Annotated in this window: 26 protein-coding genes; 13 read left to right on the top strand and 13 right to left on the bottom strand. The window is 35.5% G+C overall.

Going from position 1 to position 23,492, the window contains the following annotated elements:
- Window positions 1–18 precede the first annotated feature (18 nt).
- Window positions 19–1,155, bottom strand: coding sequence for a transcription termination factor NusA (gene nusA / locus QWY88_RS04100; protein ID WP_304544375.1), 1,137 nt, complete (start codon window positions 1,153–1,155; stop codon window positions 19–21).
- A gap of 172 nt (window positions 1,156–1,327) precedes the next feature.
- On the opposite strand from nusA, the gene QWY88_RS04105 reads away from it, so the two are divergent.
- From QWY88_RS04105 to QWY88_RS04140, 8 genes are read left to right on the top strand one after another with little or no spacing between them, the layout of a single operon-like run.
- Entirely contained in the window at window positions 1,328–1,573 is a 246-nt protein-coding gene (locus tag QWY88_RS04105) for an HP0268 family nuclease (RefSeq protein WP_193114028.1), read from the top strand.
- Between the two features lie 13 nt (window positions 1,574–1,586).
- Window positions 1,587–2,891, top strand: coding sequence for a tRNA (N6-isopentenyl adenosine(37)-C2)-methylthiotransferase MiaB (miaB, locus tag QWY88_RS04110; protein ID WP_304544380.1), 1,305 nt, complete (start codon window positions 1,587–1,589; stop codon window positions 2,889–2,891).
- Complete coding sequence (locus QWY88_RS04115; RefSeq protein ID WP_304544382.1) at window positions 2,884–3,507, top strand: lysophospholipid acyltransferase family protein; 624 nt, start codon at window positions 2,884–2,886, stop codon at window positions 3,505–3,507. Before miaB ends, QWY88_RS04115 begins: the two co-directional genes overlap by 8 nt.
- Window positions 3,497–3,952, top strand: a complete 456-nt coding sequence (locus QWY88_RS04120) for a PWWP domain-containing protein (RefSeq protein WP_304544384.1) — start codon at window positions 3,497–3,499, stop codon at window positions 3,950–3,952. Before QWY88_RS04115 ends, QWY88_RS04120 begins: the two co-directional genes overlap by 11 nt.
- Window positions 3,933–4,769, top strand: coding sequence for a tyrosine-type recombinase/integrase (locus tag QWY88_RS04125; RefSeq protein ID WP_304544386.1), 837 nt, complete (start codon window positions 3,933–3,935; stop codon window positions 4,767–4,769). Before QWY88_RS04120 ends, QWY88_RS04125 begins: the two co-directional genes overlap by 20 nt.
- A 23-nt stretch (window positions 4,770–4,792) precedes the next feature.
- Window positions 4,793–5,800 carry a hypothetical protein gene (locus QWY88_RS04130; RefSeq protein WP_304544388.1) on the top strand — a complete coding sequence of 336 codons (1,008 nt, stop codon included), beginning with the start codon at window positions 4,793–4,795 and terminating at the stop codon, window positions 5,798–5,800.
- Entirely contained in the window at window positions 5,797–6,327 is a 531-nt protein-coding gene (locus QWY88_RS04135; protein ID WP_304544390.1) for a hypothetical protein, read from the top strand. Before QWY88_RS04130 ends, QWY88_RS04135 begins: the two co-directional genes overlap by 4 nt.
- The gene (locus tag QWY88_RS04140; RefSeq protein WP_304544392.1) at window positions 6,317–6,874 is read left to right on the top strand and encodes a hypothetical protein; all 558 of its coding nucleotides are present in this window, start codon (window positions 6,317–6,319) and stop codon (window positions 6,872–6,874) included. The genes QWY88_RS04135 and QWY88_RS04140 overlap by 11 nt, the downstream gene beginning before the upstream one ends.
- On the opposite strand, the gene tilS is transcribed toward QWY88_RS04140, so the two are convergent.
- Window positions 6,820–7,809 (bottom strand): tRNA lysidine(34) synthetase TilS, encoded by a 990-nt coding sequence (gene tilS / locus QWY88_RS04145; protein WP_304544394.1) that lies wholly within the window; start codon window positions 7,807–7,809, stop codon window positions 6,820–6,822. The genes QWY88_RS04140 and tilS overlap by 55 nt on opposite strands.
- Window positions 7,790–9,121, bottom strand: coding sequence for a 30S ribosomal protein S12 methylthiotransferase RimO (gene rimO, locus QWY88_RS04150; RefSeq protein ID WP_304544396.1), 1,332 nt, complete (start codon window positions 9,119–9,121; stop codon window positions 7,790–7,792). Before rimO ends, tilS begins: the two co-directional genes overlap by 20 nt.
- Before the next feature lie 68 nt (window positions 9,122–9,189).
- On the opposite strand from rimO, the gene QWY88_RS04155 reads away from it, so the two are divergent.
- Complete coding sequence (locus QWY88_RS04155) at window positions 9,190–10,236, top strand: BaiN/RdsA family NAD(P)/FAD-dependent oxidoreductase (protein ID WP_304544398.1); 1,047 nt, start codon at window positions 9,190–9,192, stop codon at window positions 10,234–10,236.
- Window positions 10,237–10,295: 59 nt separating this feature from the next.
- The gene (locus tag QWY88_RS04160) at window positions 10,296–10,883 is read left to right on the top strand and encodes a hypothetical protein (RefSeq protein ID WP_304544400.1); all 588 of its coding nucleotides are present in this window, start codon (window positions 10,296–10,298) and stop codon (window positions 10,881–10,883) included.
- Window positions 10,884–11,057: 174 nt separating this feature from the next.
- Here QWY88_RS04160 and QWY88_RS04165 read toward each other — a convergent pair whose 3' ends face one another.
- Entirely contained in the window at window positions 11,058–12,425 is a 1,368-nt protein-coding gene (locus tag QWY88_RS04165) for an OprD family porin (protein ID WP_304544402.1), read from the bottom strand.
- A 108-nt stretch (window positions 12,426–12,533) separates the two neighbouring features.
- On the opposite strand from QWY88_RS04165, the gene QWY88_RS04170 reads away from it, so the two are divergent.
- On the top strand, window positions 12,534–12,959 hold the full coding sequence (locus QWY88_RS04170) for a hypothetical protein (protein ID WP_304544404.1): 426 nt from the start codon (window positions 12,534–12,536) through the stop codon (window positions 12,957–12,959).
- A 2-nt stretch (window positions 12,960–12,961) separates the two neighbouring features.
- Here QWY88_RS04170 and fabI read toward each other — a convergent pair whose 3' ends face one another.
- The 4 genes from fabI to gap are packed head-to-tail and all read right to left on the bottom strand — an operon-like array spanning window position 12,962 to window position 16,745.
- Entirely contained in the window at window positions 12,962–13,783 is an 822-nt protein-coding gene (gene fabI, locus QWY88_RS04175; RefSeq protein WP_304544406.1) for an enoyl-ACP reductase FabI, read from the bottom strand.
- Window positions 13,784–13,807: 24 nt separating this feature from the next.
- Entirely contained in the window at window positions 13,808–14,518 is a 711-nt protein-coding gene (locus tag QWY88_RS04180; protein ID WP_304544408.1) for a triose-phosphate isomerase, read from the bottom strand.
- 11 nt (window positions 14,519–14,529) lie between these two features.
- A complete protein-coding gene (locus QWY88_RS04185; protein ID WP_304544410.1) occupies window positions 14,530–15,723 on the bottom strand; it encodes a phosphoglycerate kinase in 1,194 nt (397 codons plus the stop codon).
- A gap of 20 nt (window positions 15,724–15,743) precedes the next feature.
- Window positions 15,744–16,745, bottom strand: a complete 1,002-nt coding sequence (gene gap, locus QWY88_RS04190; protein ID WP_304544412.1) for a type I glyceraldehyde-3-phosphate dehydrogenase — start codon at window positions 16,743–16,745, stop codon at window positions 15,744–15,746.
- A 62-nt stretch (window positions 16,746–16,807) separates the two neighbouring features.
- On the opposite strand from gap, the gene nadD reads away from it, so the two are divergent.
- Window positions 16,808–17,350, top strand: coding sequence for a nicotinate (nicotinamide) nucleotide adenylyltransferase (gene nadD, locus QWY88_RS04195; protein ID WP_304544414.1), 543 nt, complete (start codon window positions 16,808–16,810; stop codon window positions 17,348–17,350).
- Window positions 17,340–17,663 (top strand): ribosome silencing factor, encoded by a 324-nt coding sequence (rsfS, locus tag QWY88_RS04200; protein ID WP_304544416.1) that lies wholly within the window; start codon window positions 17,340–17,342, stop codon window positions 17,661–17,663. The genes nadD and rsfS overlap by 11 nt, the downstream gene beginning before the upstream one ends.
- Here the strand turns inward: rsfS and mltF are convergent.
- From mltF to QWY88_RS04225, 5 genes are read right to left on the bottom strand one after another with little or no spacing between them, the layout of a single operon-like run.
- Window positions 17,647–19,098, bottom strand: a complete 1,452-nt coding sequence (gene mltF, locus QWY88_RS04205) for a membrane-bound lytic murein transglycosylase MltF (protein WP_304544418.1) — start codon at window positions 19,096–19,098, stop codon at window positions 17,647–17,649. The two genes, rsfS and mltF, sit on opposite strands and share 17 nt — an antisense overlap.
- Before the next feature lie 23 nt (window positions 19,099–19,121).
- Entirely contained in the window at window positions 19,122–20,402 is a 1,281-nt protein-coding gene (locus QWY88_RS04210; protein ID WP_304544420.1) for an ArsS family sensor histidine kinase, read from the bottom strand.
- Window positions 20,399–21,067 (bottom strand): response regulator transcription factor, encoded by a 669-nt coding sequence (locus QWY88_RS04215; protein ID WP_304544422.1) that lies wholly within the window; start codon window positions 21,065–21,067, stop codon window positions 20,399–20,401. The genes QWY88_RS04210 and QWY88_RS04215 overlap by 4 nt, the downstream gene beginning before the upstream one ends.
- Before the next feature lie 49 nt (window positions 21,068–21,116).
- Window positions 21,117–23,261 carry a ferrous iron transport protein B gene (feoB, locus tag QWY88_RS04220; RefSeq protein ID WP_304544425.1) on the bottom strand — a complete coding sequence of 715 codons (2,145 nt, stop codon included), beginning with the start codon at window positions 23,259–23,261 and terminating at the stop codon, window positions 21,117–21,119.
- Window positions 23,258–23,482 (bottom strand): FeoA family protein, encoded by a 225-nt coding sequence (locus tag QWY88_RS04225; RefSeq protein ID WP_304544428.1) that lies wholly within the window; start codon window positions 23,480–23,482, stop codon window positions 23,258–23,260. The genes feoB and QWY88_RS04225 overlap by 4 nt, the downstream gene beginning before the upstream one ends.
- Window positions 23,483–23,492 lie beyond the last annotated feature (10 nt).

The following is a 23,492-nucleotide window of genomic DNA, read 5'->3' on the forward strand; positions in this document are numbered from 1 at the left end:
ACTAAGATTTAACGGATTCTAGTTAAATAACGCCTCTAGTGCATCTACGCCGTCTTTTTCTTCCTCTTGCTCAACGCTGCTTTCCGGACTCATAGAATCGTTTTCAATCAACTCGATATCCATACCGCATAACATAGAAGCAAGACGGATATTTATACCGCTTTTTCCAATCGCTTTAGATTTTTGGTCACTTGGAAGAGTTACGATAGCTTTTTCGTTTTCACCCTCTTCATTTTTTACGATCTCAACATGAGAGATAATTGCCGGACTCATCGCACGAGATATAAAAAGTTCAGGAATGTTTGTATATTCGATACAGTCAATATTTTCACCGATAAGCTCTTCACTTACAGCATTAATACGTACACCTTTAACACCAACAGTAGCACCTACTGCATCAACTTGCGGGTGTGTAGAGTAGATAGCAATTTTTGCTCTCTCACCAGGGATACGAGCTGATTTTTCAATAACAACACTTCCATCTTCGATCTCAGGTACTTCAAGTTCTAAAAGTGCTTCAAGGAATTTTGGAGATGTACGTGAAAGTTCAATATGGATACCTGTTTCTTTATCCATATTTACACGGCGAACTACAGCTTTAAGTACATCACCTACTTTAAACACTTCACCTTTAATACGGCTTTTCATAGGAAGTACTGCACGGATCTCATCTACTTCGATATATGTTGAATTATTTGAATCAACACGTGTAACACGTCCGTTTACGATAGTTCCGATTTTTGATTTATATTTAGTAAATACTTCATCTTCTACCATTCTTTGGATGTGATACTCAATCTCACGGTGAAGTTGTGAAGCGGCAGTTCTACCGTAGTCTTCTAGATCATGTTCTTCTTGAAGTTGGTCACCGAGTTCCACTTGGTCATCGTAACTTCTTGCATCACTGATCGCCATATATGCAGGTGCAGTTTCTTCATCTTTTAATTTTGCGTCATCATCTGCTACAACTGTAATTGTTTGAATAATTTTAATTTTTTTATTTACTTCGTCTATTTGTGCTTCAAAAGCAAAATTTGGATTGATTACTCTCTTTGCAGTTTGTACAAAAGCTGTTTTTAACGCTTCTAAAACTTTTTCGGGCTGTAAACCTTTTTCATTTGCAATAGCTTCTGCGATATCTAATATTTTTTCCACAGTAATATCCTTTGTTTTTTAAGAAATCTGACAATGATAAGTAATAATTGGGGGATTTCTTATTTGATAGTGTGAAATTGTACCGAAGTAGTTATAAAAACATCTTTAATCGGACTTTTATTACAAATAAAGTATAATTCAAGACTTTCAAAAGACTATATAAGGAAAAGTTATGGATTTAAAGCTTGTAAGAATGGAGCTAGACGCTAAACCAAAGAAAATAGACTTAGCAAAAATCGAATCTTTAGTTGAAAAAGAGAAAAGTGTAATTCTTTATTTCGATAGAGAAAACTCACACAAAGATCTTTTAGCATTACAAGATCACTTCGAAGCTGAAGGAAAAAGCTTCTATATGAACGAAGTAAAATACGCATTAAGCGATAACGATTACATGTACCAAGTACATATAATGGCGTAAACAGAGAGAAAATATGAGTAAAAAGTTATTTATTGAAACATTAGGTTGTGCGATGAATACTCGTGATTCAGAGCATATGATAGCGCAGCTTAAAGAGCGTGAAGGGTATGATACAACAACAGATCTTAAAGAGGCTGACCTAATTTTAATAAATACATGTTCAGTACGTGAAAAACCTGTACAAAAACTTTTTTCGGAGCTTGGAGCTTTTAACAAAAAGAAAAAAGAGGGAGCAAAGATAGGTGTATGTGGTTGTACCGCTTCACATCTAGGTGATGAGATCATCAAACGTGCCCCTTATGTGAGTTTTGTTTTGGGTGCTAGAAATGTTTCTAAAATCTCTGAAGTACTTCACAAAGACAAAGCGGTTGAGATCGATATCAACTACGATGAGAGTGAATTTGCTTTTGATGATTTTCGTACATCTCCGTACAAAGCATACATCAACATCTCAATCGGATGTGATAAGCAATGTACATTTTGTATCGTTCCTAAAACTCGCGGTGAAGAGATCTCTATTCCGGATGAGTTGATTATCAACGAAGCGAAAAAAGCTGTTGACAACGGTGCAAAAGAGATCTTCTTACTTGGACAAAATGTTAACAACTACGGAAGAAGATTCTCAGATTCTGAACACGAAAAAGTAAACTTTACGGAACTGCTACGCCGTCTTTCTAAGATAGAAGGTTTAGAGCGTATCCGTTTTACGTCACCTCACCCTTTCCATATGGATGATGAGTTTATCGAAGAGTTTGCTAAAAACCCTAAGATCTGTAAATCTATGCACATGCCGCTTCAATCAGGTTCAACAAAAGTTCTCAAAGATATGAAACGCGGATACACAAAGGAGTGGTTTTTAAACAGAGTTGAAAAACTGCGCAAAGAGTGTCCTGATGTGAGTATCTCCACAGATATCATCGTTGCTTTCCCTGGTGAGAGTGAAGAGGATTTTGAAGATACATTAGATGTTATGAAACAGGTGGAGTTTGATCAAATATTCAGCTTTAAATATTCAGCTCGTCCACACACCGAAGCAGAACACTTTACAAATACAGTTGATGAAGAGATAGGTTCAGCTAGACTTTCTCATCTTCAATCAATGCAAACAGAAATAATAGATAAAAATATGCAGAAACACCTAGACAAAACATATAAGGTTTACTTTGAAGACCTTAACCGTGACAACTATGTTTCAGGTCGTACAAATGCTAACCTTGTTGTTAAGGTAAAAGGTTCTGAAGAGCTTCTTGGCAAATTTAAAAACGTTAAAATTACACAGATTGGACGTACAATCTGTACGGGGGAGATAGTTGAGTAAAAAACTATCTCGCTTTTTAGCGCTGGTATTTGTTCCACTTTTAGGATCTCTCCTGATCCGTTTTTTATACCGTACCAATAAAAAAGTTTACCACTCTCCCGAAACAATTTCAGAAAACCCTATTATATTTGCCTGTTGGCACGGTGAGCTTTTAATGCTTCCGTATCTTTACAGCCATTACAGAAAAAAACCGCATGCTAAAGTTTTAATTTCACCCCATTTTGACGGAAAACTGATCTCTAAAACGATCTCCTACTTTGGTCTGGGTACACTTGCCGGTTCAAGCGATAAATCTCCTGCAAAAGTACTGATCCAAGCAATTAAGACTTTAAAAGAGGGTTATGACATAGGGATCACACCCGATGGTCCTAAAGGTCCCCGCCATGAAGTAGCCGATGGTATTATCGTGATGGCACAAAAAGCAAAAGCAAAAATAGTACTTGTAGAGATCAAACCTACGAAATATTGGCAGTTTAATTCTTGGGACCGCTTTACAGTTCCTAAACCTTTTGGTACAATACATTACTACTCCACACAAGAGATAGATATTTGTGGGATGGAACTTGAAGCTGCAAGGGCTCTAATAAAAGAAGGTTTACTCAAACATGAACATTAAAAATCTCTTTATTTTTATAGCTGTTTTTATTGTCTCTTTCATGATACTCTTCTTTGTAACAAATCCCTCTTACGAAAAATCTCTTGAAGCAAAATATTACTACGAAATGGGTGATTACAACACAGCTTATGCACTTGCAAATGAAGCTTTTTCAGAAGATATATATAATAGAATGGCCTCAACAATCATGGCACAATCTAAAACATCTATGAAGTATGAAAAATATATCAAAGAAGCAAGAAAATATCTTAGAGAGATCAATGAAATGGTTGCACAAGACAGTATAGATGATGCACAAAGAGCGAGAATAAAACTTATGAGTGAAATCATGGTTGAGAGTTATGTAAAACTTGCTCCTAGTGTCATTACAAATAAAGAGCTTGTCAGTGAAGCGGCAAAATACCATGAACAGTTTGAGAAAATCCTTGAAAAAGTTGATAGATGAGTACAAACTCAAGTTTTTAGACCATCTAAAAACCTACAAAGGTTACTCTGACCTTACTATAAAGACCTATAAAGAGGCTTTAGATGAAGCCCTTGATATTATAGAGATTGTTAAAGAGGATGACCATATCCTTTTTAATTTGATGCCTTACCGTATCCACATCTCAGAACTCCAGTCTAAAACTATCAGTAAAAAACTCAGTGCTGTTCGAAGCTTTGGCGAATACCTCAAAGAGATGCAAATCAAAGTAATACTCAAAGCTGATGAGAGTGTTAAAGTCGCTAAAACACTCCCCAAACCTATTGCACATAAACATATTGTTGAAGCGTTGCAACACGCTGATTTGCAAGAGAGACTAATTATAACCGTTCTTTATACTATGGGTCTTCGTATTTCAGAACTTTCGAATCTACAATTAAATGATATATCCCCGCAATGGGTACGCGTTATCGGGAAGGGAAACAAACAAAGAGATATTCCGGTAATAGAATCGACAAAAAAAATTTTAGAGGAGTATTTACGAGATTTTTCGCCAAAAAAATTTCTTTTTGAAAAAAATGGCGAAAAATTAAGCGAAAATAGTCTAAGATATATCATAAATAAAGTTTTTGCTAGAATATCATTAAAAGTAACACCTCATCAACTGCGTCACTCGTATGCGACATCTCTTTTAAACGGTGGAGCCCCTATTGTAGATGTAAGTGAACTTTTAGGTCATTCTTCGATGGCAACAACGCAAATCTATACGAAATTAGGTAGTGCCTTGAAAAAACAAAACTATGACAAAGCACATCCATTATGTGGGGTTAGTTCTTAGTGCTAAGTAAAATACTGGAGTCTTTGTACTTAAAAGTTTTTATTAACATTATTGTTGAAAGATCTAGCACAACAATCCATGTGGAGGTACACTCAAAAACACATGAGGTATCACACTATGAGCATGTATTTCACTCTACAAAACTAACTGAAGAGATATATGAATACATCACTAGTCATACAAATGAATCTCCATACTATTACATCTCGTTTTTAGATACATCTGCCCAACAAGGGGCTCTCCCTTCATGTGATAAAAATAAACTTGCACAGTATCAGGATCTTTCCACTACCGAGTACAAATGTGTTAACAACAGCTGGACAACGTACACATCTAAAACAGATCTTTATGAGCTGGAAAAAAAATATGAAGATATAGGGATAGACTTTATATTTTCCCCTTTTGTAGTGTTAACGAAGTTCTTTAAAGATAAAATCGATAAAAACCTGGCAATGTTTGTACTTATCGAAGACAGCTCTTTATCTTTAGCTATTTTTGAAAATTCTGAACTTCTTTTTGCAGAATATCTTGATATGGAGGTCGATCTAGAATCGGAAAATATGGCTTTAGACGATCTTGAAGATGAAAAAGATTTTGAACTTGACCTGGATGATGAAGGGATAGTTCTTGATGATATGGACGTTGATGATGAGCTTGAAGATTTTTCCGACATTGAAGATCTTGACTCATTAGAGGATATTGATGAGTTCTCTGAAGGAAAAGACCTTGAAGAGGAACTTTATGAAAATGAAGCTCAGGAACACGCAACAGAGATATCAGAAAGTGAAGATTCACATTTCAATGAAGACTACCAACGATTCTCTTTGATACAAAATGCGATCAACCATTTTTATAAAGATACACGCTATGAGAGTAAGTTCATTGAGAACATCTATATTGCAGATAATACGCAAGTGAGTAATGACCTAAAACGTTACCTTGAAGAGGAGATGTTTTTAAATACATACATCAGAACTGTCGATCTAGGAGCAGAGATTTGTGAACTTGCAAAAGAGGAGCTTGGTGTATGAAATACAGTTATATAAAACCAAGAAAGAAAACTCCTTTTACCCAAGAACTCAAACTCTTAGTGACTTTTTTTTCAATGACACTCATTATGATCTTTTCCACTTTTATATTTTTGGTATACAAAGACTACAGTTTCCAAAAACAGAAAGCTGAAACTATCGAAGCAAGACTAGAGTTGCAAAAAGATATAGAAAATATGAAAAACCAAATAACATATATTAAAAAACAAAAAGATCTCTCCGAAAGAATTTTTACAAAAAACAGTGTCTTAAAAGACTCTATTACAAATCTCTTTGACCTTGTTCCCGAGCGTATAACACTCTCTCAGGCAGAACTGCTGCAAAACGGATTAATTCTTTACGGTATTACACCAAATAAAGATGTGTACAACTTTATGTTACAAGCACCTCTACGCTCGATTTTCCATAAAACATATAGCAGTTTTTATCCTGCAGGAAACGGTTGGTTGCGATTTGTATCTACAAACTACATTGATGAAATGGATGCGGAGTTAGAAAATGAAAATTAGTATCCCTCGTCACTATCTCTATCTGACATTAATATCGATAGTACTGCTTATCTTTGTGATTGTATTTTCTTTTTCGGTACTTATCCCTAAAGGGAAAGAGTATCGAATCGAAAGACTCTCTTTTAAAACAGAACTCAATGAGTATGCTAAATATCAAGAGTTTTATGATGAGACACTCGATGTGCTAAAAGATCTCCAAAGTAAAAATAGACACATCATCCAAGCATTTGATAAACCTTTTAATCCTCAAAGATTTGAGAAGCAGCATAAAACTTACTTTTCCGATCTAAAGATCTCTAAAGTTGATCGAGCAAAAGATGATGAAGGTTTTGCAGTGTATGAAGTAAATACCACTTCAAAGATAAGTTCACCTACTAATTTTTACGACTTTTTAGATGCAATCAATAAAGCTGATTGGATCATCGCTGTGAACTTTCCTATAGTTTTTAAAAGAGAAGGCGAGATGATCAACTCTTCTTTTACTATGAGAGTTTACTCTAACAATAACGATACAAACTCAAGTGCTTCAACATCCGAGGCTAAATAACCTCGAAGTTTTACGGGAACTTCCAGCACACGGAACTTCTCTTTTAACTTTTTTTCTAGACCCGTCGCCTGAACATAGGGTGCTATAAATACGTTTTTAGTATCTTGTGTAACGATATATTTACGCCCGATTACAACACTTTCATGCTTCAAAAGCTCTTGTTTCTCATTCGCCGTTATCAATTCTCCGCAAGATTTTAAATATTTGTCTATATAAACAAGATTCGTTCTTCTGTCTTTTGATTCAAAATGTGCCAACTGATTTACGACTTTAACTTCAGTCTCTTCTATTAAAGAATCTACATCCTGATCTATATAGGCAAAACTTTTTTCAATCCCGCTTTTATACTTTTGAAGAAGCGGTTCAGAGAAGTTATGACGAAAATAGTTTCTTTGATAACTCTCATCACTGTTTGTTTCATCTTCAAAATAATCTATCTCTTTGGAGTTCAGATACCCTAATAACTCCTGCTTATCTAAATGGAGCAACGGTCTTACAAGATTATAGTTCTCTCTTTTTTCAACAGTTTTCATCCCTGAAAGTTCGACACACCCTGCACCTTTACATAACTGCATCAAAAACCATTCCAGTCTATCGCCCAAATGGTGTGCAGTTAAAAGGTTCTCATATCTATACTCTTCGATCAACTCTTCAAAAAAACCGTATCGTAATGAACGAGCTTCAGCTTCAAAGTTTTTCGTAATTTCCTGAGCTGCTTTTTCATAACAACTAAATCCATACTTAGCTGCCAATTCTCTTGCATAAGCAATTTCATCTTTACTCTGTTCACGAATACCGTAATCAACAATAGCAATGTCAAATTTGATCTCATTTTCTAAAAGAAGAAATAATAGTGCAGTAGAATCACCTCCGGCTGAAAATGCCAGAAGGTTTTTAGAGTCTTGTAAGAGCTCTTTAGTTGTTTGAAGGAGCATTGTCCACTGTTGCCATTAAAATATCACCGGCAATACCTGTGATTTTCGCTTTGTACGGTTTCCCGAAAACAATTTCGGCATCCTCATCTGTTCTGTCGTTAACAAAGATCTCACCGTCAATATCTCTATCCCAAAGAATCTCACGTGCACTTAAAAGGTACTCATGCTCGTCGCTCTCACCGTCAATTACGATATCAACCTCTTTGCCGATCTCAGCCTCTAGTGATTCAAGGCTCACCTCTTTTACGATTTCACCTAAAATCTCTGCACGTTTTGCAATAGTCTCTTCATCGATCTTATCTGCTACCATATCGTAAGCAGATGTCGTTTCCTCATCGCTATATGCAAAAACATTTACGCGATCGAATCCAAAACTTTTAGTAAATTCACACATCTCATCAAACATCTCCTGTGTTTCACCAGGATGTCCAACAATAAAGCTTGTTCTTACAAAAGAGTTTGGCATATTTCTCATATAGTTTAATAGCTCTAATGTTTTCTCTTTGCCGAAACCTCTTTTCATAATGCGTAACATATCATCGTTTATATGTTGAATAGGCATATCAAAATAGTTATGGAACACTTCACTTTTCTCTATACGTTTAAGAAGGTTCAGTGATGTAGTTGATGGATATAGATAAAGAATTCTTGCGCTTTTCACACCTTCGATAAGTTCAATTCTCTCAATCAACAATGAAAGTCCATCTTTTACATTTTTATCTCTTAGGTATGAACTAGAGTCTTGCGATACAAATGAGAAATCCCAGTATCCTTTAGCTACTAAACTTTCAACCTCTTTTGCAATTGAATCAAGCTCACGAGAGTTAAGTTTTCCTTTGAAACTTGGAATAGCACAAAATGAACACTGTTGATTACACCCTTCACTCAGTTTTACATATGCATGATATGTTGAACCTGTAACTACCCTTTCAGCACCATCTATCAGATATACTTCATCACTAAATCTACTTTTTTTCTGTGCTAAAAGCTCATCGATCTTGTCATAGTCACCAACACCAGTAAAGATATCAACTTCCGGGATCTGCTCTTGGAGCTCCTCTTGGTATCTTTCACTTAAACATCCTGCCATTACTAAAACAGAATCTTCTTTTCTTGCTTCATCTAAAGAAAGAACTGTGTTAATAGACTCTTCTTTTGCAGCATCAATGAATCCACAAGTGTTTACAATGATTACATCTGCATCTTCATTGTTGTCTGTTAATTCAAAATTTTTGAGTCGTCCCATCATAACTTCAGTATCTACAAGATTTTTTGTACATCCCAATGAGACTATATGTAGTTTGTTTGCCATTACCCTACTTTGTATTTTATTTATGAAATTATAGCTAATTTTAGTCCGCTAAAGTTATAATTGCATTTATGAAAAACTATGATGTACTTATTTTAGGGGCTGGCGCTTCGGGACTGATGTGTGGAGCGAACTTACCCAAAAAACTCTCTGTTGCAATTGTTGATGGAAATGACAAAGTTGCAAAAAAACTCAAAATTTCTGGTGGCGGAAAATGTAATATCACAAATGTAAGTGTAAAACCAAATAATTTTGACGGTAACAAAGAGCTCATCAAACAAGTTTTTAAAAAGTTCAATAAAGAGAAACTAGTTCGTTTTTTAGATCGTAACCATATTGATCTTGAATTGCGTAAAGAGCGTTACTATTTTTGTAAACACTCTTCGGATGATATTATAAACCTCCTAGTACAGCTCAATGAGCAACACCATTTTTACCTTAACCACAAAATCATCTCCCTTACAAAAGAGGACGATCTTTTTATACTCAAAACAGACAAACAATATATAAAAGCAAAAAATGTAGTTGTAGCAACAGGTGGAAAAAGTTTTGCAAATCTTGGTGCGAGTGATATAGGTCTTGAAATCGCTAAAAGTTTTGGTCTTGAAGTAAAAGAATTTACACCTGCCCTTGTTGGACTAACCGTACAAAAAGAACAGTTTTGGATGAAAGAGTTAAGTGGTCTGAGCACCTATGTCAACATAAAAGTTGGAGATAAACTTCTCAAAGAGGAACTTCTTTTTACACACAAAGGTCTCAGTGGTCCAGCCGTGTTATCTGCATCATTGTATTGGAATAAAGGTGATATTAGTGTTAATTTCATCCCTGAAGAGAAAAAAGAGAGTCTTCCAAAACGTCTTAGTAATATGATGAAAGACAAATCTCTCACTAACTACAAATTTTCTCCTGCAGGAAACTATGGATTTACAAAAGCAGAGGTCTCTCGCGGCGGTATAATGGCAGATGAGTTAGATTTTAAAACTTTAGAGGCAAAAAAAGTAAAAGGGCTTTACTTTATAGGTGAAGTTGTCGATGTTACTGGGGAACTTGGTGGTTATAATTTTCAATGGGCTTTTTCTAGTGCATATTTTTGTGCCAAATGTATAAAAGTGTCATAGTTTAAAGATACCATAAAAGAGTATGATGTATAATCATCTATTATGCGAAAGGGAAAAATATGAAAAATAGTTTAACGAAATTAGCTTTAGCTACTTCTATCGCGGCTATGCCTTTAATGGCTGACTACACTTTCAATACAAAATCATTATTTGCTATTGAAGGTGGTTACAGTGACCTAGGTGCCAATGTGTACGATTCTGGAGTCGGTATCTCTAACCTAGGTAAAGAAAACGGCGGAATGGGAACTATCGGTCTTAAAGTAGGTGCACAAACTGAAAATTACAGAATTTTCATTAGTGCAAGACATTATGATGCAGATAAGTTAAGTAGGTTAAATACTTATGGCGCTGAAGCACAATATATGTTTAACTTTTCAGAACCTGTTAACTTCTTCGTAGGTATCAATGGTGGTATCGCTAACCTTAGAGTTACCGGAACAACTACATATGATACAGCCTATGAGAACTTAAACTATATTGGTGGTGATTTAGGTTTTAATTACCATGCAACTGAACTTGTTGATGTAGAGCTTGGATATAGATTTATGACATTTAAAGATGACATAGAGCGTTCAACTTACACTTATCAACTTGATAGACTACAAACATTCTATGTAAGTGCTATCATTAAATGGGATATGGATTAATTTCCTATCTCATTATCCTTTCTTTTTTAATCTTCCAATAATCATAATTTAATTCATAAAAATTAAACTATTATCATATAAATATAAATTTAGTAAAGTAAAAATAAATGATTTTTAATGAGTAGAAAAAAAGTTTCAACTCCAAAAAGGAGTTGAATTTAAGAAAGTAATTTCTTAGAAGTTAAGAGTTAAGTATGCTTGAGCAACACTATGTCTTTTAAGATTACCAGTTTTTGCATTAATATATGCTACAGTAATATCTGCTGGACCATAAGATTTAGCAGCTGTTACAGTAACTTCAGATAAGTCATTATCACCAGCAGCTGTACTTTGATCAGCTTCAGTATAGTAAATACCAAGGTCAAATAAACCATTTACTGGAGATTCAATAGTTACATTATAAGAATCTGTATCTTGTTGTGTGATGTAACCATAGTTCCACCATGCTTCAGTATATAGTTTAGATTGTGCTGTACCACCTACAAAATCAGTTGCAGTATTTTGACCAGCTGAATGATCTTTTCCAATTTGAGAGTAAGATACTTTAATAGTAGCCATATCTTTCATCTCATATCCAAGCATTACTGCAAGTGCATCAGAATCAACTTTAGCAGCTGCTGTACTACCATCATTATGAATTTTATCAGATGTAGAATCAATATCTAAACCTGTGTACTGAACACCTGCTAATAAACCAGGAATTTTTTGACATGCTAAATCTGCTTGTAACCAGTATGCAGTTGCAATTTGCGATACATTATAGTACCATGCTTGAACAGTTAATGGTTTAAATGAGTTATTAATAATACCCGCTGCATAAGCACCGTCTGAACCGTATGTTGCGAAGTCACCATTTGCATTTACTACAGCTCCTGCTGCATGTCCAAGTGTAACAACATTACTTTGCATATTATTATTTGTTGGAACTGCTGCACCTGGTACAACATCTACCGTATTACTACCAGTACCAAATGTTTCTGTACCATTTCCGTTAGCTACCCATGCACCAACTAAAGTAGTATCTGGAATATCTTGATTAATTACAGCGATACCTTCAAATGTATTTTTTTCAATTGACCATTTTTCAGTAAATGCTAATGGAGTATCTAATTCCATACGACCAAGTTTAAGAGTTGTTTTACCAGCAGTTGCAGCTATCCATAGTTCATTCATCCAAGATGCATTTTCAACTTTAGCACCACCTAATCCACTCGCAAAGTTATTACCCGTTCCAGCAGTTGCAGTATGTGCACCACCCCATACATTTGATACTAAGTTATTTTCTAACCCAAGTGTAGTAAGAATAGTATATCCAGCACCAGCACTTAAAGTAACCATATCATTTTTTGCTAAATCAGCAGTAATGTTTAGGTTTAAAGAAGCATCAGCAGCTGAAGAATCTTTATCAAAAAGATCAGCATCACCTTGATTACTTGTCATATAAAAAAGATTAGCATCTCCACTAACTTTTACGTTATCAACAGCGAATGCAGCTGAACCAGCAAGTAATGCAGCTACTAAACTTAATTTTGTAAATTTCATATATTCTCCTTGTTTCTTTACAAATTTCATATGCAGTATAGCACACCCTATTCTTAATTTATGATTAAAACTGTTTATTATTTACTTATCTTTAGTTAAAATGACAATATGAAACAAAAAGTAAATATCACAATAATCTCGTTTATCACATTAATATCACTAAGTGGATGTACCTCAAATGGGGGTGTAACGCCCACTACAAACAATGAGTTAAATAGTGTGAGTCCAACAACAAGCAACAAAAAAGCCGGTTTTATGCAGAACTCTTTAGATAATTGGCTTAAGAATGATTGGTCTCCAGCGGTGGAGCAAGATCCGGAAATTCAAAAAAAGTATATGACAAAAGAGGTAGTAACAAAAAAAGAGGATCAAAATCTTACTACACAAGAAGTTAAGTATACTGAAAGCAAAACAAAAGGATTTACACTACAAGAGTATGTAGATAAGATTGGAGCATATCAAAAGGCAAAGCCTAGTGATGAAAACAGTTCCCATCTTAAACAGATGGAAAGTTTACCTGCTATAGGGAAGTGAAATTATTTCACATCCCAAGAAAGAACAGTTTTTCCTTCATCGTTTGACTCAACTGCAGCCATACCCATAACATTGTAACCGCTATCAACATAATGTACTTCACCAGTTACACCAGAAGCTAGATCACTTAATAGATACATTGCAGAGTTTCCAACTTGATCGATTGTTACATTTCTTTTTAACGGAGAATTAGTTTCATTCCATTTTAAGATCTGTGAGAAATCACCGATTCCTGCAGCTGCTAAAGTTTTAATAGGACCAGCTGAAATTGCATTTACACGTTGACCTTTTGTACCTAAATCTACTGCCATATATCTAACAGTTGATTCAAGTGCAGCTTTTGCAACACCCATAACATTGTAGTTTGCTACATATTTAGGTCCGCCAAGATATGAAAGTGTTAAAATTGAAGCATCATCTGCTAAAACACTCTCTAAACGGTTTGTTAAATCAATTAAAGAATATACTGAAATATCCATAGCAATTCTAAACGCTTCTTTAGAAGTTTTCATAAACGGTTCAGATAAAGCCTCTTTTGGAGCAAATGCAACAGAATGTACTAAAAAGTCTATTTTTCCGAAGTCTTTTTCAATCTTCTCAGCGATACCGGCCATATGCTCTTCATTTGATACATCAAGTTCATATACATAATCACCGCTTCCAAACTCTGTAGCGATTGGCTCAACTCTTTTCTTAAGAGCATCGTTAAGATATGTAAATGCAAGCTCAGCACCTTGTTCTTTACAAGCTTTAGCAATTCCATATGCGATTGATTTATTATTTGCAAGACCTACGATTAGACCTTTTTTACCTTTCATTACCATCTTTATATTTCTCCTTAATTTTATTTACTTGTTTTCTAGTTCTTGTGCAAACATAACCATTTGACAAAAATCTTCCACTTTTAATGCTGCACTACCGACTAAAATACCATCGACATTCTTAAGTGCCATAATCTCTTTTGCATTATTTACTTTTACGCTTCCACCGTATAATAATGGTGCAGGTGATTTTTTCTTCAACTCTCGATGAATTGCTATAATATCTTCATTTGTAGGAGTAAGTCCCGTACCAATCGCCCATACAGGTTCATAAGCGATGATCAGCTTTTCATAAGATGTATCGATCCCTTTGTATTGTGAATCGATGTACTCCATCATTTCAGATACACCGGCTTCACGTTTTTCTAACGGTTCACCTACACAATATACTATCGTGTATCCAAGTGCTTTAAAGTAATCAAACTTTTGCGATATTACCTCTTGTGTCTCACCTAAAATATGACGACGTTCACTGTGGCCTATCAAAATAGTTTTCAAACCGAATTCATCTAGATGGTCAACACCTATCTCACCGGTAAATGCTCCGTTTTGTACAGGATAAGCATTTTGTGCACCGATAGTTACATCTGTATCAAAACTATCTAAAGAGGATGTAGCAGGGAAAACAAAACTTTCTTGATCTATATGATTTGTTTTTATAAAATCATCAAGCGTCTCTATATATTCTTTTGTTTGTTTTCTTGTCAGGTTTGTTTTTAAATTAGCTGCTACTATCATACCACTTCCAATTATGCTTTTACAAGTGCTTCTACACCAGGTAAAACTTTACCTTCTAAAAGTTCAAGTGAAGCTCCGCCACCTGTTGAAATAAATGTGATCTCATTTCCTACATTTACACGCTGTACAAGGTCAGCCGTATCACCGCCGCCAACAACAGTAGTTGCATAGCTGTCTGCAACGAAGTGTGCTATTTTAGAACTACCTCTTGCAAATTTCTCCATCTCATACACACCCATTGGACCATTCCAGAGTACTGTTTGAACATCATTAAGACCTTCACGGTAAAGTCTAACAGTAGCAGGTCCAATATCAAGACCCATCCAGCCATTTGGAATCTCTTGAGCAGTTACAATTTTACTTACGGCATCGGCAGAAAATTTTTCAGCTGCGATCACATCTACAGGAAGATAGAATTTTACACCTAACTCTTTTGCTTTATCCATAATCTTTTGTGCTTCTTCAAGAAGATCATCTTCAACAAGTGATGCACCAATGTCGTATCCTAATTGTTTTAGGAACGTAAACGCCATACCGCCACCAACAAAAACTTTATCCACTTTAGGAAGTAAGTTTACTAGTGCTTCTAGTTTTCCTGAAACCTTAGAACCACCTACGATTGCAGCAAATGGACGAACTGGGTTGTCAATTAAATTAGCGAAAAAGTTAATCTCTTTTTCAAGTAAGAAACCGGCTGCTTTGTGCGCATCATCAAAATATTTTGTAATACCATGAACTGAAGCGTGTGCACGGTGAGATACACCAAATGCATCATTGATGTAAAACTCTGCCATAGATGCAAGTTTTTTAGATAACTCTTCATCGTTTTCCGTCTCACCTTTTTCAAAACGAAGGTTTTCAAGAAGCATAACTTCGTGACGAGGCAACTCTGCTGCCATTTTGATCGCATCTTCACCAATAACACTAGGAGCAAGTTCTACATGACGCTTTAAAAGTTGCTGTAATCTACGAGCAACTGGTGCTAAAGAGTATTTTTCAACCACTTCACCTTTTGGGCGTCCAAGGTGAGAAGCAAGAATAACTGCACAATCTTCATCTAAACAATGATTGATAGTTGCAACTGCTGAACGGATACGTCTGTCATCCGTAATATTTCCAAATTCATCCATTGGAACATTAAAGTCACATCTGATAAAAACTTTTTTATCTTTTAAATCTAAATCTTTTAAATGTAATAATTCCATCTACTTCCTTGCCTGTATGATTATTTACTAATGTGGATAGCCATATCGATTAGTCTCATAGAATAACCCCACTCATTATCGTACCAAGCCATAACTTTTACCATATTGCCGCCGATAACTTGTGTAAGGTCTTCTGCAACGATTGAACTGTACTCACATCCTACGAAATCTTGAGAAACTCTCATCTCTTTATCTACTAAGATAAGTCCTTGGTGAGAACTTGCAGCTGCTGCATTAAATGCTGCATTTACTTCCTCTTTTGTAGTCTCTTTTCTTACAACTACGTTTAAGTCAACCATTGAAACATCCGGAGTCGGAACACGAACAGATTGACCGTGAAGTTTTCCTTCAAGTTGTGGAAGAACAAGGCTGATAGCTTTTGCAGCACCTGTAGTTGTCGGGATCATGTTAATAGCACCTGCACGAGCACGACGTTTATCTTTAGAGTGTTTTACATCTAAGATATTTTGATCATTTGTGTATGAATGGATAGTTGTCATAAGACCTTTTTCAATTCCAAATGCATCATCTAAAACTTTTGCCACCGGACCTAAACAGTTTGTTGTACAAGAAGCATTTGATACGATCTTTTGACCATCATATTTATCTTCATTTACACCCATAACAAATGTTGGAGTATTTTTATCTTTTGCTGGAGCTGAGAAAAGTACTTTTTCAACACCGTTATCGATGTGTACTTGCGCACTCTCTTGTGTTAAGAATACACCTGTACACTCTAACACCATATCTGCACCACAATCAGCAAATTTTAGATTTTTTGGATCTCTATCAGAAAAAACTCTGATTTTTTGCCCATCTATACTGATATTTTCTTCATCAACTTGTTCAACTTCACTTTGGAATGTACCGTGAACAGAATCGTTTTTAAGAAGATATAACATCATATCCATACTTGCCATATCATTGATAGCAACAACCTCTACATCATCTCTTTTTGCTGCTATTCTAGCAACACAACGACCGATTCTACCAAATCCATTAATTGCTATTTTAAGTGCCATTTTATATCCTATAAAAATTAAATTCGGTTATTTTATCCAAATTTAGTTATAATTCTAATTAAATGAAAAATATAGCACTTTTTGGCGGCTCTTTTGATCCTCCACATTTAGGTCATATAAAAATAGTAGAGGCGTTAGAGAATTTAGATTTTATAGATAAAATCATAATTATGCCAACATACCTCAATCCGTTTAAATCAAAGTTTGTAGCAGATGCAGCTTTACGATTAGAATGGTTAAAAGATATATTTCAAGATGATCAGAATGTAGAAGTCAGCTCTTTTGAAGTCGATCAGGCTACAAAAGTTCCTACGATACAAACAGTAAAACATCTTCAACAATATTATGATGTTATCTATCTTGTTATAGGCGCTGATAATTTAGCCTCTTTAGAAAAATGGTATAAATTTGATGAACTCAAAAACTTAGTAAAGTTTATAGTTGTAACTCGTGAAGCTGTTAGCATTCCGGACAACTATATAAAAATAGAAGTAGATGTTCCAGTATCGTCTACAAAATTACGAGAGAGTATAGATATAAAATATCTTCCTCCAAAAATTGCACAAAAAATAGAAAATTATTATAAGGAACATAATGTTAAATAGAATAGAAAAAATAACTTCTGTACTAGATAAAAATAAAGCTGAAGCTATTGAGGTATTTGACCTACAGGGTAAAGACTATATCGTTGACTATGCGATCATTGCTTCATCACTTGGACCGAAACATACTCTTGCTCTTTTAGATCACTTAAAAAAAGATTTAAAACCTGAGGAACATTTCAACAATGTTGATGAGAGCGGAGACTGGGTTGTTATAGACCTTGGAGATATCCTCATCCATATCATGACTCCTGAATATCGTGTTAAATACGATATGGAAACTTTTTTAGCAGAACTTTCTAAAGCTGGTGAGTAGTATTCTCATCTAGCTTTTTTTCTTGCTCTTCTTTCACTTTTTCATCTACCAACTTATCTAAAATAGACTTATAATTATAAATTGCCTCAACATACTTAACCGGCTCACTTCCTCTAGCATATCCGAACTTGAGAGTTTTATAATATTTTTTTTGCGATAGAAGCGGTAAAACAATTTTCATATCACTCCAGACATACTGATTAAGCCCCAGTTTTTTTGCTAACGACATAGCGTCTTGTATATGTCCGCCCCCTACATTGTATGCAGCGAGTGCAAACTTTAATCTGTCTTCACCCTCTACACCTTCAGGAACATTTTTGATCATCTGTTTTAAATGTCTCGTACCACCTACAATACTTTGTCTTGGATCGAGTCTGTTTTTAACACCTAACAGCCTTGCGGTATGACGTGTTAACATCATCATCCCTCTTACACCCGTAAAACTTTTTGCTTTAGGATTCCAGTGTGATTCTTGATACGATACGGCAGCTAAAAGTGTCCATGGAATTCCAAATCTTGTTCCTGCATCTTTAAAATGTATTTCATATTTCGGTAGTCTTGCCCCTACTCTTTTATAAAACATCTTTGTGTTGTAATAATCAAAAAACAGAACATAAGAGTAGTAATGGTCCTTTAAGCGTGTCATCTTTCCGCTTTGAACAAAACTATTGAGCCAAGTGTACATATTTGTCTCTAACTTTGTAGAATTAGGCGGTAATATCCATGCAAGTTGTTCTCTTCCGCTAATTGCAAAAGCCATTGCAATATCTGGAAAATATTTTAGGTTAATTGAATAGATATTAGAATCGGCCAAGGTACAATCGATCTGATGATTCGATACCATCTCCAAAAGCTCTTCCGTAGAGTACTCCGATGTCACACTCACGTTTATGTCGAAACCGTCATCTATCAAAGATGCTATTGTTTCATAGTAACTTGTATTTTCCCCGACAACAATCTCTAATCCTTCCAGGTCTTCTACATCTCTTGGAAACTTTGAAGTGCCCAACATCCCGCGGTGACATACAACCTGTTCCTGTACTTCAAAATAGGATGGTCCAAAATTATACAACTCTTCCCTATGGGGTGTTTTTGTGAGTGATGCTGAAACAAGATCGATCCCGTCTTTGCCAATATATTCTAATGCTTCTTTTACAGTATGTGCGGCAGTGATATTAAGGTCAACTCCCAAACTTTTTGCATACGCATCTAAGAGTTCATATTCAAATCCGCTGGGACCGTCAGGTCCAATATAGTAAGTTGATGGGGCATTTAAGAGGACTACATTTAATGTTTTTCTCTCTTTTATGGTATCTAAAATAGATTTTTTTTCTATACGTTTTCCAGGTTCATAAGCTGAATGACTAAACCAGCCAAAAAGGAAAAAAGAGGATGCAAAAAAAAGATACACACCAATGTGGAGAAATTTATTCATTACAACAGTTTACATATTTAAACTTACGCAAATATAAAACGATTTACCCCGTTTTCATACTCGTGTGCTAAAACTTTTCCATGCGCTTTTAAGATAGAATCAACAAGATACAAACCGAGTCCAAAACTGTTTTTCGACGGATTTTCTTTCGTAAACGGTTCAATATAATACTGCAGCGGATGTTTTAAACACTCCCCTTTACTCTCAAAACAGAGTTCATCTTTTTCATTGATAAGAATTTTTATATATGTATCATCAGAATATTTCATCCCGTTGTCGATCATGTTTTTTATGGCAGTAGTATAAAGTCTATAATTTACATCTACTTTTACATCGGTACTAATCATCACCCCTACTTTTTCTCTATCTACCATTGCCATGTCGATTGCACCGTCAATTACATCTACTAAACGATACTCTTTAAACTCTGTAGTATCCCCAAGACTCGTAACCTCTTCAATTAGTGCAAACTCTTCAACCAAAGTCTCTAAACGTTTAAAAATTGAAGTAAAACGATCACGCTGCTTTTTCTCTGCTAACATCTGTGTAACAATTGTCCCCTTTGCAATCGGTGTTTTTAACTCGTGCATAAGGTTTCTTAAAAAGAGTGTGCGTGACTCCAAGATAGTGTTGATCTTCTCTTTTGTGTTTTCAAGTTCGTTTGCAACGGAACCTATCTCGTCAATATTTTTCGTTTTAAAAGAGACATCCATATCTCCGTTTCCGTAGAGTGCTATCTTTCTTCTAAGTCTGATCAGCGGACGCAGTTTTTGCATTACCAATACAAAAGAGAGTGAGATGATGATAAATACCATACTATAATAGTAAAGCATATTTATATGGCTGTAGGGTTTTAACACTTCATCTTTAATTAACACTTCTGAATCAGGGCTTTCTATATAAAAATAGATCTGTTTTTTATACTTTAACATTGAAGCTTCAAGATTGGTCACGGTATTTTTAGTAAAGAGTCCCTGTTTATTAAGCATCAAAGAGGTCCCAAAACTTTTAAATCCCTCTTTTTTAAGCAGTTTCGCTTTTTCTAAAATCCCCTTCTTCTCTTTTTTATCTGTAATGATAAAAAGATCATACACGGCAAGATTTGCTTCAAGCATAATTTCAGAAGAGCTTCTTTGCATATGCTCACGATAGATTTGTGCAATAACGGAATATTTTGTAAAAATGTGGTCTATATATTGTTGTTTATTGAGCTTGTAAAACTCCCAAAAGATTGCACTGACACTTATTAGTGAGACACTCAGTGCAAAAAGTATCGTGATAAGTACTGCATTTCTTTTCATCATTTAAGCAGTTTATATCCTACACCACGAACCGATTCGATAAGAGATTTATCACCCAACTTACTTCTGATACGTCCAACCATAACGTCAATAGACTTGTTGGAACTGTCTTCATTGATCGCATTTACATTATGGATAAGGTCTTCACGAGATACTACAAGACCGTGTTTTTGGATCATATAAGCCAAAATACCGAACTCTGCATTTGTCAGATCGATATTTCGTCCTTTATATGTGATAGTCATTGTTTCTCTATCACATTTAAAATCACTTTTATTTTCCGCTTTTGCTTCTGTTTTTGCAGCATAACGGCGAAGAACTGACTGAATTCTCGCTTCTAGTTCACGTGGATCGTAAGGTTTTGGCATATAATCATCAGCTCCGAGTTCCAGTGCTTTTACCTTATCTGTCACATCGCTTCTCGCTGAAGAGATAATGATAGGGATATCTTGACGTGCGCGTATAGCTTCACATACTTCAAGACCATCCATACCCGGAAGTGTCAAATCCAAAATAACAAGGTCAAAAGGCTCTAACTTTAAAATACTAACTGCTTTAAAGGGATCATCTTCAACAGTAATTGAATAATGAAACTGTTCAAGATACTCTGTTAAGATCTCGGCAAGTTCAAGATCATCTTCAATCATCAATATTTTATGTTGTGCCATTATGTAAACCTTTTCATTTTTCTCAATTATAACTTTATGAAAATAACAATTAGCTAACACCCGTTAGCGCCAACGTTACTCTATAGGCAATAAATGCCATCACATATGCTGCTATCGAAGTGAAGGCAAAAAGGTAGAAAAAGTATTTAATACTACCCGCTTCACGTGTAAAAACGATAGAAGCTGCCAAACACGGTAAGTAGATCATCACAACCACAATAAACGATACCGCAGATGCAAACGGAATGTTTTTGCTGATCTGATTGACCAAAGTTTGACTTTCAGCGTCCACATCATCCCCTAGCGAATAAAGAACTCCAAGTGTTGAGACTACAACCTCTTTAGCTGCAAGACCCGTTTGAAGTGCTATATTCATCTTCCAGTCAAATCCAAGCGGTTCAAAAATAGGTTCAGTAAATTTCCCTATAGTTCCAAGATAACTCTGTTCTAAATGCTCCATTGCAAGTTTATTTTCAAGTTGAATAATCTCTTGTTCACTTTGCGCTTTTTGGATTTGAACCTCATACTCGGCTTCAAGTTCGCTATTGTGCGGATAAGTTGATAAAAACCAAATAAGCATTGATGCACCTGCGATAAACGTACCCGCTTTTTTCAAGTACATCATTGTTTTTGTTAAAACCGTATGCCAGATCAATTTTACACTCGGAAGTCTGTACTTCGGCATCTCCATAACAAACGGCTCATCAACACCTTTAAACGCAGTTAGTTTTAAGATTTTTGCCGCAATTAGCCCCAAGATCGCACCACTGATATAGATGGCAAATAAAACATTTCCAGCCATATCTTCAGGGAAAAATGCCCCTGCAAAAAGTACATATACAGGAAGTCTTGCACCACAAGACATGAAACCTATAATAAAAAGAGTTAAAAGTCTGTCACGGTCATTTTTTAAAACCCTTGCACTCATATATGCAGGGATTGAACATCCAAAACCGGTTACTAGCGGAATGAAACTTTGTCCGTGAAGCCCAAATTTATGGAAAAATCCATCAAGTAGGAATGCAACCCTAGACATATATCCCGTACTCTCTAGCAAGGCAATACCGATAAAAAGAATCACGATATTTGGTATAAACAATACAACCGCACCTACACCGGCGATGATCCCGTCCACCACAAGAGAGCGTATACTCTCGTTTGTAATAGTAGCTCCGATCACATCTCCGAACCAGCCGAAAAAGGCATCGATATAATCCATAGGGATTGCACCTATCTCAAAAGTGAGCTGAAACAGCCCCCACATAAAAAAGAGGAATATCGGGATCCCTACAACAGGGTGAATAAGTACAGAGTCTATCTTTTCCGTGAGTGTTTTTTTCTCTTCTCTTTTATCCTGTTTTACTACCTCGGCAACTATACCTCTGTTAAATGATGCATATTCTTCGGCAAAGGCTTCTTTTACATCATCCGTATCATGGTGTATCTCAATATGTCTTGAAGCTTCAATCAAAATTGGCTGTAATTCAGTCCAGATAGGATTGTCATGCAGTTTTTCATATGTCTTTTTATTGTTTTTTAGCAAATTGATTGCTATGTTTCTATACGAATTTACTGCATGGTATTTATGCTTTTTAAAATAACTTACAAGATTACTGATCTCATCTTCGACACTTACTGAAAAAACAAGTTTCGGATCGACCTTTTCGTTTTCAAACTCTTTTACAACGCTATCGATCAGCTGATCGATACCCAGTTTTGTAGCAGCTGAAACTTTTACACAAGGGATCCCCATCAGTTCCGTCATATACTCGGCATCTACCGAGATCCCCTCTTTTTCAGCTTCATCACTCATATTAAGTGCAATCACCACTTTTTTACTCATAGTAAGAAGTTCAGATGTAAGTTGTAAATTTTTGAGTAAATTTGTTGAGTCTACCACATTAATAATGATGTCGTACTCTTCGGCACAGAGATAATCGTGTGTTACCCGCTCTTCGATCGTATAATCTGTAAACGCATACGTCCCCGGAAGATCAACTACCGTAAAGTTGTACCCTTTATAGTCAAACAGGACTTCCGTTTTATCTACCGTTACACCCGAAAAGTTTCCCACATGCAAATGAGCATTGCTTACTGAGTTGATAAGCATACTTTTGCCGACATTGGGCTGCCCGACAAGTGCTACTTTAATATGTTTTGCAGTAACGGGACAGGCTAGTGTCTCTTCATTCATATCTCTTTTACCTCTATCATTTCTGCTTCTTTGGCTCTTAATGCTACTTGCATATTTCCCACTTTAATCTCTATAGTTTTTTTTCTCGGTGCTTCACCTATAAACTCTATAAGGGCATGTTTCATAATTCCAAAAGATATCAGTCTGTGCTTTAACTCTTCATTTGCATAAAGCTTTAGCACTTCTAACTTTTGCCCCTTATTACACTCATTTAATCTCATGTAGCCTCTT

The sequence above is a fragment of the Sulfurimonas sp. hsl 1-7 genome, from assembly GCF_030577135.1.
GTDB classification, from domain to species: Bacteria; Campylobacterota; Campylobacteria; order Campylobacterales; family Sulfurimonadaceae; genus Sulfurimonas; species Sulfurimonas microaerophilus.

Coding starts and splice junctions, on each gene's coding strand:
- QWY88_RS04105 (WP_193114028.1), top strand. CDS start 1,328: ATGGATTTAAAGCTTGTAAGAATGGAGCTAGACGCTAAACCAAAGAAA.
- miaB (WP_304544380.1), top strand. CDS start 1,587: ATGAGTAAAAAGTTATTTATTGAAACATTAGGTTGTGCGATGAATACT.
- QWY88_RS04120 (WP_304544384.1), top strand. CDS start 3,497: ATGAACATTAAAAATCTCTTTATTTTTATAGCTGTTTTTATTGTCTCT.
- QWY88_RS04135 (WP_304544390.1), top strand. CDS start 5,797: ATGAAATACAGTTATATAAAACCAAGAAAGAAAACTCCTTTTACCCAA.
- QWY88_RS04140 (WP_304544392.1), top strand. CDS start 6,317: ATGAAAATTAGTATCCCTCGTCACTATCTCTATCTGACATTAATATCG.
- tilS (WP_304544394.1), bottom strand. CDS start 7,809: ATGCTCCTTCAAACAACTAAAGAGCTCTTACAAGACTCTAAAAACCTT.
- rimO (WP_304544396.1), bottom strand. CDS start 9,121: ATGGCAAACAAACTACATATAGTCTCATTGGGATGTACAAAAAATCTT.
- QWY88_RS04155 (WP_304544398.1), top strand. CDS start 9,190: ATGAAAAACTATGATGTACTTATTTTAGGGGCTGGCGCTTCGGGACTG.
- QWY88_RS04160 (WP_304544400.1), top strand. CDS start 10,296: ATGAAAAATAGTTTAACGAAATTAGCTTTAGCTACTTCTATCGCGGCT.
- QWY88_RS04165 (WP_304544402.1), bottom strand. CDS start 12,425: ATGAAATTTACAAAATTAAGTTTAGTAGCTGCATTACTTGCTGGTTCA.
- QWY88_RS04170 (WP_304544404.1), top strand. CDS start 12,534: ATGAAACAAAAAGTAAATATCACAATAATCTCGTTTATCACATTAATA.
- fabI (WP_304544406.1), bottom strand. CDS start 13,783: ATGGTAATGAAAGGTAAAAAAGGTCTAATCGTAGGTCTTGCAAATAAT.
- QWY88_RS04180 (WP_304544408.1), bottom strand. CDS start 14,518: ATGATAGTAGCAGCTAATTTAAAAACAAACCTGACAAGAAAACAAACA.
- QWY88_RS04185 (WP_304544410.1), bottom strand. CDS start 15,723: ATGGAATTATTACATTTAAAAGATTTAGATTTAAAAGATAAAAAAGTT.
- gap (WP_304544412.1), bottom strand. CDS start 16,745: ATGGCACTTAAAATAGCAATTAATGGATTTGGTAGAATCGGTCGTTGT.
- nadD (WP_304544414.1), top strand. CDS start 16,808: ATGAAAAATATAGCACTTTTTGGCGGCTCTTTTGATCCTCCACATTTA.
- rsfS (WP_304544416.1), top strand. CDS start 17,340: ATGTTAAATAGAATAGAAAAAATAACTTCTGTACTAGATAAAAATAAA.
- mltF (WP_304544418.1), bottom strand. CDS start 19,098: ATGAATAAATTTCTCCACATTGGTGTGTATCTTTTTTTTGCATCCTCT.
- QWY88_RS04210 (WP_304544420.1), bottom strand. CDS start 20,402: ATGATGAAAAGAAATGCAGTACTTATCACGATACTTTTTGCACTGAGT.
- QWY88_RS04215 (WP_304544422.1), bottom strand. CDS start 21,067: ATGGCACAACATAAAATATTGATGATTGAAGATGATCTTGAACTTGCC.
- feoB (WP_304544425.1), bottom strand. CDS start 23,261: ATGAATGAAGAGACACTAGCCTGTCCCGTTACTGCAAAACATATTAAA.
- QWY88_RS04225 (WP_304544428.1), bottom strand. CDS start 23,482: ATGAGATTAAATGAGTGTAATAAGGGGCAAAAGTTAGAAGTGCTAAAG.